Source organism: Protofrankia sp. Cas3 (assembly GCF_963555955.1).
Classification (GTDB): domain Bacteria; phylum Actinomycetota; class Actinomycetes; order Frankiales; family Frankiaceae; genus Protofrankia.
Window position 1 is genome coordinate 1 of record NZ_CAUVXP010000215.1, and the last position, 8,091, is coordinate 8,091.

The 8,091-nt window shown below is 65.4% G+C and carries 7 protein-coding genes and 2 tRNA genes; 1 reads left to right on the forward strand and 8 read right to left on the reverse strand.

The window, feature by feature from the left end:
* From U9983_RS25275 to U9983_RS25310, 8 genes are all read right to left on the reverse strand, one after another.
* A partial coding sequence (locus U9983_RS25275) for a rod shape-determining protein (protein ID WP_416211535.1) occupies window positions 1-409 on the reverse strand: 409 nt, incomplete at its 3' end.
* Between the two features lie 447 nt (window positions 410-856).
* Complete coding sequence (ndk, locus tag U9983_RS25280; RefSeq protein ID WP_322747288.1) at window positions 857-1,270, reverse strand: nucleoside-diphosphate kinase; 414 nt, start codon at window positions 1,268-1,270, stop codon at window positions 857-859.
* A gap of 173 nt (window positions 1,271-1,443) precedes the next feature.
* Window positions 1,444-2,793 carry a folylpolyglutamate synthase/dihydrofolate synthase family protein gene (locus U9983_RS25285; protein ID WP_322756408.1) on the reverse strand — a complete coding sequence of 450 codons (1,350 nt, stop codon included), beginning with the start codon at window positions 2,791-2,793 and terminating at the stop codon, window positions 1,444-1,446.
* A 1-nt stretch (window position 2,794) separates the two neighbouring features.
* A complete protein-coding gene (clpX, locus tag U9983_RS25290; RefSeq protein WP_322756409.1) occupies window positions 2,795-4,075 on the reverse strand; it encodes an ATP-dependent Clp protease ATP-binding subunit ClpX in 1,281 nt (426 codons plus the stop codon).
* Between the two features lie 532 nt (window positions 4,076-4,607).
* Window positions 4,608-5,279, reverse strand: coding sequence for an ATP-dependent Clp protease proteolytic subunit (locus U9983_RS25295; protein ID WP_322756410.1), 672 nt, complete (start codon window positions 5,277-5,279; stop codon window positions 4,608-4,610).
* Window positions 5,280-5,357: 78 nt separating this feature from the next.
* Window positions 5,358-5,993, reverse strand: a complete 636-nt coding sequence (locus tag U9983_RS25300) for an ATP-dependent Clp protease proteolytic subunit (RefSeq protein WP_322756411.1) — start codon at window positions 5,991-5,993, stop codon at window positions 5,358-5,360.
* Between the two features lie 337 nt (window positions 5,994-6,330).
* Complete coding sequence (gene tig, locus U9983_RS25305; RefSeq protein ID WP_322756412.1) at window positions 6,331-7,824, reverse strand: trigger factor; 1,494 nt, start codon at window positions 7,822-7,824, stop codon at window positions 6,331-6,333.
* Window positions 7,825-7,880: 56 nt separating this feature from the next.
* Window positions 7,881-7,953, reverse strand: a tRNA-Pro gene (locus U9983_RS25310).
* Between the two features lie 44 nt (window positions 7,954-7,997).
* On the opposite strand from U9983_RS25310, the gene U9983_RS25315 reads away from it, so the two are divergent.
* A tRNA-Gly gene (locus U9983_RS25315) sits at window positions 7,998-8,068 on the forward strand.
* Window positions 8,069-8,091 lie beyond the last annotated feature (23 nt).

An 8,091-nucleotide genomic window follows, 5' to 3' on the forward strand; every position in this document is an offset into this window, starting at 1 on the left:
CCTCGATGATGTAGACTTTTCGGGCACCAGCCTGATATCCGGCGTCCTTCACGGCCCGCTGCTCGACCCCGGTGATTCCGGAGGGGACGCACACGACCAACCGCGGTTTGGCGAAGTGGCGCCGCCGGTGGACCTTCTGGATGAAGTACCGCAACATACGCTCGGTCGTGTCGAAGTCCGCGATGACGCCGTCCTTGAGGGGACGAATCGCCACCACGTTGCCCGGCGTGCGGCCGATCATCCGCTTCGCCTCGGTACCGACCGCGAGGATCCCCGTGGTGGTGGTGTTGATCGCTACCACGCTGGGCTCGTTCAGCACGATCCCGCGACCACGCACGTAGACAAGGGTGTTGGCGGTGCCAAGGTCGACGGCCATGTCACGGCCTAGGAACGACAACGAACTGGACATCGTCGGATGCCGGCCTTCCCGGGTGTGCGGTCTGGGTGCGCACGCTGGGCGTGCTGGAGTTGTAAGGCAGGCGGTGTCCGTGACGTGGGCGTATCCACTGCTTCCCCGATGAGCCCCATCCAGTGGTCCGGCAATCCAGTAGAGACGCTCCCGCAGACACCAAAAGCCTAAACCGGGCTAACCGAGCCTGCCGTCCCGGTGAGGGATCCATGACGTGTGACGGTCCACTCGCCATGTCGGGTCAACCTGCCTGCCAGCCCCAACCCGTACGACCAGTTCTAACACCCGGAGTCACGAGAATGCTACCCGAGGAGACCGAGGAGCGCGCCCGGAGCGTCGGTGTTCGATAATCCGAGCAAAAATCCGGGCAAACGGTCCGACATCACCGACCACATGATCCTCAATGCCGAACCGATCACGATCTCGCCCCGGGATCTCGCCGTGGAGTTAGATCAACCCCGGGAAAAACAAGTCGATCTCGCGCTTGGCCGACTCCGGCGAGTCGGATCCGTGGACGAGGTTCTGCCCGATCTCCAGTGCGTGGTCACCACGCAGGGATCCTGGCGCCGCCTTGACCGGATCGGTAGCGCCAATGAGGCCACGCACCGCCTCGATCGCCCGCGGTCCCTGGGCGACCAATGCGACCAACGGGCCGGAAACGATGAAGTCGACCAGCTCGCCAAAGAACGGCTTGGCTGCGTGCTCGGCGTAGTGGGTCTCGGCCACCGACCGCTCCAGCGTGCGCAGTTCAAGTGCGACCAAGGTCAGACCCTTGCGTTCCAGCCGACCGACGACCTCACCGACGAGGCCGCGGCTCACGCCGTCGGGCTTGACCAGCACGAGTGTGCGTTCGCCTGACACGGAACTCCTTCTTGTCACTCAGATGGACAGACGTGAGACTGGGCCCGCACGGCCGCCGGCGGCGCGAAAGACATCATCGCGCCGCCTTCGGCCCAAGTCATGACCCGCACGGCCGCCGGCGGCGCGCGAACGACATGATCGCGCCGCCTTCGGCCCAGGTAGCAACCTACCGGTCAGCGACGCAGGAGACGGCGGGCCTCCCCCACCGTCACAAGGGAACCGGTCACCAGCACCCCGGCACCGGCCAGATGGGAATCCTCCTCTGCCAGGCGAACCCCCGCATCGAGAGCGTCATCCAGACGCGAGGCAACCTCCACCCGGTCAGAGCCGAACACATCCACAGCAATCGCAGCGAGATCATCCACCGGCATGGCCCGTGGCGAACGGCTCTGGGTGACGACCACGGCGTTCAGCACGGGCTCCAGCGCAGCCAGAATGCCGGCCGCGTCCTTGTCCGCGAGCATCCCCACGACACCGACGAGGTGATCGAAGCTGAACGACTCCTCGATCGCCGCGACCAGCGCGTGTGCGCCCGCGACGTTGTGTGCGCCGTCCACCAGGACCGTCGGCGAGCGCCGGACGATCTCCAGTCGGCCTGGCGAATCGGCCTGCGCGAACCCGGCGCGGACGGCGTCGAGGTCGAGTATCTCCCGACCGCCACCGAGAAATCCCTCGACCGCCGCAAGCGCACACGCAGCGTTGTGAGCCTGATGCGCGCCGTGCAGGTGCAGCAACAGATCCTCATAGACACCACCAAGCCCACGGATAGTCACCCTCTGACCGCCAACGGCAAGATCACGAGCGAGGACCCCGAACTCCAGCCCCTCGCGCGCCACCGTCGCTCCGACTTCGCCGGCCCGGCGCAGCAGCACCTCCGCCGCCTCCAACGGCTGCTGGCCGAGCACGACGAGCGCGTCGGCGTGGATGATGCCGGCCTTCTCCGCCGCCACCGCGTCGAGGGTGGCACCAAGTTCCTGATGATCAAGAGAGATTGGAGTCACCACCGTCACGGCCGCGTTCAGCACGTTGGTCGCGTCCCAGGTCCCGCCCATGCCGACCTCGATGACACCGACATCGACCGGCGCATCGGCGAAAGCGGCGAAAGCCATCGCGGTCAGCAGCTCGAAGAAGGTGACACGTTCGGGATGCTTGCTGTCGACAAGCTCAACGTAGGGGATGACGTCGTCGTACGCCTGGGTGAAGGTGGCAGCCGGAGCGGGTTGACCAGCCAGACAGATACGTTCAGTGACGCTTTCCAGGTGCGGGGACGTGTAACGGCCGGGTCTGATTCCGAAGGCGCACAGCAACGAATCCACCATGCGGGCTGTGGAGGTCTTGCCGTTGGTCCCCGTCAGATGGATCGAAGGGTAGGCCCGCTGGGGTTGGCCCAGCAGGTCGACCAAGTCCCGCATGCGTTCCAGATCGGGCAGCATCCGATGCGGGAAGCGTTCGGCCAGCGCCCTGCTCACCCGGGTGAGAGCGGCCGTGTCGGCGTCCGCGACAGTGTCCGGCTGACTTGTCATGTCAGGCCGACTTCTCCTGGCGGGGACCCCGCTTGGATGCGGCGACGTCGCGCGGCACGAGCGTCGGGTTGACATGCTCCAGAACGACCTCGCGGGTCACCACTGCCCGGGCGACGTCCTTGCGGCTGGGAATATCGTACATGACCGACAGCAGGACCTCCTCCATGATTGCTCGGAGCCCACGCGCACCAGTCCCTCGCAGTATTGCCTGGTCCGCGATCGCGTCCAGCGCGTCACCCGTAAAGTCAAGATCGACATTATCCAGCTCGAACAACTTCTTGTACTGACGCACCAGAGCGTTCTTCGGTTCGGTGAGGATGCGGATGAGCGCTTCCCGGTCAAGACTCGACACACTGGTGATCACTGGCAGTCGACCTATGAACTCGGGAATCATTCCATATTTGAGCAGATCCTCCGGCATGACGTCGGTGAAGATGTTGGCCACATCCGGATCGTCCTTGCCATGCAGGACCGCGCGGAACCCCAGCGATTTCTTCCCGATCCGCGAATCGATGATCTGATCGAGCCCGGCAAAGGCCCCACCGACGATGAACAGGACGTTCGTCGTGTCGATCTGGATGAATTCCTGGTGCGGATGCTTGCGACCGCCCTGCGGGGGAACGCTGGCGGTCGTTCCCTCCAGTATCTTCAGCAGCGCCTGCTGGACGCCCTCGCCGGAGACGTCCCGGGTGATACTCGGGTTCTCCGACTTGCGCGCGATCTTGTCGACTTCGTCAATGTAGATGATGCCGGTCTCGGCCTTTTTGACGTCGTAGTCGGCGGCCTGAATGAGTTTGAGCAGGATGTTCTCCACGTCCTCACCGACATATCCGGCCTCGGTGAGCGCGGTGGCATCGGCGATCGCGAACGGAACGTTGAGCATCCGCGCCAGGGTCTGCGCAAGCAGCGTCTTACCACATCCGGTGGGCCCCAGCAGGAGGATGTTGCTCTTCGCCAGTTCAACATCACCCTTGCTGTCACCACCGCCCACCTGAACGCGTTTGTAATGGTTGTAGACAGCAACCGACAGGGTCTTCTTGGCCTGCTCCTGACCGACCACGTAGCCGTCCAGGAACTCATAGATCTCGCGCGGCTTCGGCAGCTCGTCCCACTTGAGATCAGAGGACTCCGACAGCTCCTCTTCGATGATCTCGTTGCAAAGATCAATACACTCGTCGCAGATGTAGACGCCGGGCCCGGCGATGAGCTTCTTCACCTGCTTCTGGGACTTGCCACAGAACGAGCACTTGAGCAGGTCACCGCCGTCACCTATGCGTGCCACCGAGGACTCAGTCCCTTCGTCCAGACGATGGTGTCGCCTGCAGGTCAGGGGCGGCCAGGCCGCCCGGTCGTCGCCTGTCTGTTACCATCCTGCCCTCTGCCGCCAGCGGCTGCGTCATGACGCCAGCGGCTTCGGGCTGCATATCCACATCTGCGGCATATCCACATCTGCGGCTGCCCAAAGCTGCCGACGGCTCTGTCGTTGCGCCGGCCGCGATGGGCAAGGGCCTGTCTCCCCGTGGGGACCGTACCCCCTGAAGCCGCCCGGTGAGAGCCCTATCGCGCGGCTCGTGTGGGTCAGCCTACGGTCACCTGCCACGTCCTTGCGCGTCCACGCCGTCCGGATAGAACCTTTGAACAACGTGGACGCGCCACCCGTCCCGGCAACCGCGGTGGAGGCCGGATCCCCGCCGCCTCCGGGCGCGCGAAAAACCATGATCACGCACCCTTCGGCTGGGCCAACCACTACAAGCCTCCGGGCGCGCGAAAAACCATGATCACGCACCCTTCGGCTGGGCCAACCACTACAAGCCCTAGCGACCCGCTGGCGCCGCGGTCGTCAACTGCGACGACTTCCGGGTCAGGATGACCTCGTCGATCAAGCCGTACTCCTGCGCCTCGGCCGCGCTGAAAATCTTGTCACGCTCGATGTCGCGGCGGATCTCTTCCTCGGTGTGCTTGGTGTGCCGGGCGAGCATCCGCTCCAACAGGGAACGCATCCGGAGGATCTCCCTGGCCTGAATCTCGAGGTCGCTGGACTGCCCCTCACCCTGCCCGGAGGGTTGGTGCAGCAGGATCCGGCTGTTCTCCAGCGCGAAACGCTTGCCCGGCGTCCCCGCGGTGAGCAGCACCGCCGCCGCGGACGCGGCCTGGCCCATGCAGATCGTCTGGATGTCCGGCCGGACAAACTGCATCGTGTCGTAAATGGCGGTCAGCGAGGTGAAGGATCCGCCCGGCGAGTTTATATAGATCGAGATGTCCCGGTCGGGGTCCTCGGACTCCAGGAACAGCAGCTGCGCCATCACGTCGTTGGCGGAGAGGTCGTCGATCGGGATACCGAGAAAGACGATACGTTCCCGCAGCAGCTTCTCGTAGGGATTAAGGTAGAGATCGCCACGGCTGGTCTTCTCGATGACCCGAGGGATCCCGTAGTGGCTGGCGGGCAGACCGTTACCTGAGATCTGGCCGATAATCGACTGGTACATGATGGGTGCCTCCGCGACGGCGGGTGATGGTCGGTTTCCGGATGCCGGCGGTGTCGGCCGGGTGTCCGCGGGACGCGGCTAGCTGACCGGGCCCTCGCTGGGGACCTGGCGGGCCTGAGCCACGACGTGGTCGACGAACCCGTAGTCCTTGGCCTCGTCGGCTGTGAACCAACGGTCACGGTCGGAATCCCGCTCGATCTGGTCGATCGCCTGGCCGGTGTGGAATGCGATCCGTTCCTGCATCATCCGCTTGGTATAGAGCATCTGCTCGGCCTGGATGGCGATGTCTGACGCGGTACCACCGATGCCACCCGACGGCTGGTGCATCATGATCTTCGCATGCGGAAGTGAGTAGCGCTTGCCGGCCGCACCCGCGCACAGCAGGAACTGTCCCATGGATGCGGCGAGTCCGAGCGCAACCGTCGCCACGTCGTTCTCCACGTACTGCATCGTGTCGTAGATCGCCATACCGGCACTGACGGATCCACCGGGAGAGTTGACGTAGAGGAAGATGTCCCGGCTCGGGTCCTCGGCGTTGAGCAGCAGCAGCTGGGCACAGATCGCGTTGGCAATCTGGTCCTCCACCACCGAACCCAGAAAAATGATCCGCTCGCGCAGCAGACGGTTGAAGACCTGCTCGTCGAAACCGACCCCGCCCTGCCCCGGCGAACGCAGCTGTGGGACGACCAGGCTCGGGGCTGCGATGTCACTCACGGTTAGCTCCTCGGCTTCCTCGCACTGGCGACGGTTGATCTGACCGGCTCGACACTATCTGTGACCCGAGTCAGTTCCGGGGCTTAGCGCTCGATGTTCGCGCTGGGCGTGAGGGCGAGCGAGCCCAGCGCCGCTCAATCCGGGTATTCCGGGCAATCGATCAACGGCGGGCCGTCCGACCGCCCGGCCCGCCCTCCCGCCGGCGATCCGGGGACTTCGGCCGCCGGCGATGCGAGAAGAACCACGATCACATCGCCTTTGGCCCGCCGGAATGCGGCGGCCCCCGGACGAGATACCCGGGGGCCGCCACTGGTCCGTCGTTCGCCGCCGCCAGAGTTCAGGCGCTGGGTGCGGGATCGGTAGACCCGCCCGCCTTCTCCGCACCGATGCCACCGACCGCATCAAGATCACCATCGGCATCATCGGCAACATCGCCGTCGAGGTCGTCGTCAAGGTCGTCGTCGAGGTCGTCCTCCACGACTGCGCCGTCCTCGGCCGCTATAGCGCCCAGTACCGACGGAGCGGGCAGCGCCAGCTCGACCTCGCTTCCGGCCGGGTCGAGGACCGTCGCCTGCCGCAGCAGGAACGTGAGTGCCTTGTTCCGCAGGGTGTCGGCCATGATCGCTGAAAGACCGTCCCCCTGGGCCAGCTGCTGGGCGAAGGCGTCGGGACTCACCCCCATGCGCTGCGCCCGGCTGATCACCTGCTCCATCAGCTCGCCCTGATCGATCCGGAGCTGCTCGGCATTGATCACAGCATCCAGGATGAACTGCGACTTCAGAGCCTTCGCCGCGAGCTGCCGCACGTCGGCGAGATGTTCCTCGTCAGTCTGGCCGAGCGTCTCCAGGTAGGCAGCGCGGTCAACGCCCATCCGCTCAAGCTCGTGGGCGAAACGGTGCTCGCGGGCCGCAACCTCGTCGTCGAGGACCGAATCCGGCAGGGGTGCGTCGACCCGCTCGATCAGGACGTCGAGGACGCGCTCGCGCGCCTGACCGAGCTGGCCGATCTCGGCCTCCCGGACAAGGCGCCCGCGGATGTCCGCGATCAGCTCAGCGAGCGAATCAAACTCGCTGGCCGTCGTGGCGAAGTCATCATCGAGCTCGGGGAGCTCGCGCTCCTTGACGCCCCGGACCGTGGCCGTGACCTCGGCCACACTGCCGGCCAGCTCGCCGGCGAGCAGTTCGGTGGCAAACGTGCGGCTCTCCCCTTCACCGGCGCCGGTGATCGCCGCGTCCAGACCGTCGATCAGACTCTCGCTGCCGACCTCATAGGACATGCCGGCGGCCTCGGCATCGTCGATCACCTCGCCGGCCACGGTCGCGGACAGATCGAGCGAGATGAAGTCGCCGGCCTGCACCGGGCGCTCGACCGGCTTGAGCACGGCGGACCGCTCACGCATGGTCGTCAACAGCTCGTCCACCTGCTCGTCGGTCACCTCGACCGCGTCAACGGTGACCTCAAGGCCGTGGTAGTCGGGCAGCGAGATGTCCGGCCGGACGTCCACCTCCGCGGTGAAGACCAGCGGGGCACCGTCCGCGAACGAACTGATGTCGACCTCGGGCCGGGACAGGACGTCGACTTCCTCCTGCTGCACGGCATCGGTGTAGAACCGCGGCAAAGCGTTCTGGATGGCCTCCTCGAGGATCACACCCCGGCCGAGGCGCTGGTCGAGGATGCGCGGAGGAACCTTTCCCGGCCGAAAGCCGGAAACCCGGACCTCGCGCGCGAGCTTGCGGTAGGCGGCGTCGACGGACGGCTTGAGCTCGTCGAAGGGCACCTCGACGGTCAGCTTGACCCGGGTGGGACTGAGGGTCTCCTTGGTGGCCTTCACGGCGCGGCTAACTCCTGATGCGGCGGTGGATCGGATGGACGCGCCGAGAGTACCGGTCGGGGCGGGGAGACTCGAACTCCCGATCTCCTGCACCCAAAGCAGGCGCGCTAGCCACTACGCTACGCCCCGAGGCGTTGCTTCACTATCCTACGGGGTAGTGTAAGCGATGCGCCGCGGGTGTAGCTCAATGGTAGAGCCCCAGCCTTCCAAGCTGGCCATGCCGGTTCGATCCCGGTCACCCGCTCTACTCGGGGTGCCGTGTGTCCG

What these genes read in the sequence shown, in the direction of transcription:
- U9983_RS25285 (WP_322756408.1), bottom strand. Translation starts at nt 2,793, where the DNA reads ATGACAAGTCAGCCGGACACTGTCGCGGACGCCGACACGGCCGCTCTC.
- U9983_RS25295 (WP_322756410.1), bottom strand. Translation starts at nt 5,279, where the DNA reads ATGTACCAGTCGATTATCGGCCAGATCTCAGGTAACGGTCTGCCCGCC.